Here is a 1,877-nt window from a genome sequence, read left to right on the forward strand (position 1 = left end):
GCAGATTCTCTTGCACGCCCCGCAGACGCTCGCCCACCTGCTGGCGGGCGAAATAGATGTCCGTCGCGTCCGAAAAGACCGCCGTGATCTGCGCGAAGCCGTTGCGGCTCAACGAGCGCGTATATTCTAGGCCGGGGGTGCCGGCGAGCGCGGTTTCGATTGGAAACGACACCTGCTTCTCGACCAGCTCGGGCGAGAGGGCAGGCGCGCGGACGTTGATCTGGACCTGATTGTTGGTGATGTCCGGCACCGCGTCGATCGGTAGCCGGTAGAGGGAAAAGGCGCCGATGGCGGCGACGATGACGGTGAGGAGCAGGACTAGCCAGCGCTTCTCGACCGCCCAGGTTACGATACGGGCGATCATGGCTTAATCCTCGTGGCTCGCTTCGCCCTTGCCGATCTCGGCCTTGAGCGTGAAACTTCCGGTGGTGGCGATCTGTTCGTTGCCGGTCAGGCCCGACCGGACGATCACCGTGTCGCCCGACGCATCGCCGAGCTGGACCGGGGTCGCCTTGAAGCCGGTGGGCGTGCGCACGAACACGACCGACTTGCCCTCGAAACTCTGGACCGCCGTCGTCGGCACGCGGACCGCCCCGCTGCCGCCGCTGCCCGTGAGCTGCACGGCTGCCGTCACAGGCTCGCCGACCCGCCATTCGCCACCGCGATTGTCGAGGGTGGCGAGCGCAGGCACGAGCCGCGTCTGCGGATCAAGCGCCGGCGACACGAAGGTCACGCGGGCGGTCGCCTGACGGCCTGCCGCCTTCACCAGCACCGTATTGCCGGGACGCACCCGGCCCGCATCCTCGGGCTTGAGATTAAGCGCGATCGACACCTGGCTCAGGTTGGCGATGCGATAGAGTTCGGCATCCGCCGCGACCGTTTGTCCCAGCGTCACGGGGCGCGCAATGATCTGGCCCGAGATCGGCGCGGCAATGCCGAGCCGGTTGAGCCCGCCGCCGCCGACACCCGCCGCCGAAACCATGCTCTGCGCCTGCGTCAGGGCGATCCGCGCCTCCGTCGCCGCCGTGCGGGCAGCGATCAGATCCTGCTCAGGGGATACCTTCTGGGCGAAAAGCCGCTGCTCGCGCACGAGGTTCGAATTGGCGAGCTGAAGCCGCGCCCGCGCCGCCTCGACCTCGCCCTTGATCTGCGCCGCCTCGCGGCTTTCGATGACCGCAATGGTCTGGCCGCGTCCGACCGATTGGCCGAGGTTACGGGTGAGCGCGACCACGCGTCCCGCAATTGCGGCCGAGACGACCTGCGTTCCCTGTGGGTCGCCCTCGATGATCGCGGGCAGCTCGATCGTCCCGGCCCCGCCGATGATCGGCCGTCCGACCTGGACGCCCGCTGTGGCGATCTGGTCGGCACCCAATGTGACGACGCCTTCACCGGCATGACCGCCTTCAGCACCGCCCTTTTCCGTGCCCGCTGCCGTCTCATTGGCAGCTGCGCCTTCGGCAGTTGCCTCGTTTCCGCCATCCTTGCCGCCGCAGGCAGCCAAGAGCAGGGCGAGCGACGCCGCGCCCGCGAGATAAAAGCTCTTCATCACTGATTCCCCCCATTGGGCGCACGAGCGGTCAGTCGCTCCACTTGCGCGCGGGCATTCTGGTACTTGGCAAGCGCATCGATCGCGGCGACCCGCGTCTCGGCGAGTGTGCGTTCCGCATCGAGCAATTCGAGCTGGCCGAACTTGCCCTCGCGATAACCGATCCGCGCGATGCGGGCCGCCTCCTGTGCAGCCGCCAGCGCCGGCCCCGACGCCGCACGAGCCGTCGTTGCGGCATTGGCCGCCTGCGCCTGCGCGTCCGTGATCGCCTGTTCGATGTCGAGCGCGGTCACGCGACGTTGTGCATCCGCCTGCGTCCGCTGCGCGGTCG

Annotated in this window: 3 protein-coding genes; all 3 read right to left on the reverse strand. The window is 68.2% G+C overall.

Annotated features, from left to right (window positions below; translation table 11 throughout):
* The coding region (locus CA234_RS23960) for an efflux RND transporter permease subunit (RefSeq protein WP_206431292.1) at positions 1-364 on the reverse strand (364 nt) is incomplete at its 3' end.
* A 3-nt stretch (positions 365-367) separates the two neighbouring features.
* Entirely contained in the window at positions 368-1,546 is a 1,179-nt protein-coding gene (locus CA234_RS23965) for an efflux RND transporter periplasmic adaptor subunit (protein WP_126002929.1), read from the reverse strand.
* A partial coding sequence (locus CA234_RS23970) for a TolC family protein (RefSeq protein ID WP_164521933.1) occupies positions 1,546-1,877 on the reverse strand: 332 nt, incomplete at its 5' end. The genes CA234_RS23965 and CA234_RS23970, both read right to left, overlap by 1 nt.

It is taken from the genome of Sphingomonas sp. ABOLE, assembly GCF_003950455.1.
Lineage (GTDB): Bacteria > Pseudomonadota > Alphaproteobacteria > Sphingomonadales > Sphingomonadaceae > Sphingomonas > Sphingomonas trueperi.

What these genes read in the sequence shown, in the direction of transcription:
- CA234_RS23965 (WP_126002929.1), bottom strand. Translation starts at nt 1,546, where the DNA reads ATGAAGAGCTTTTATCTCGCGGGCGCGGCGTCGCTCGCCCTGCTCTTG.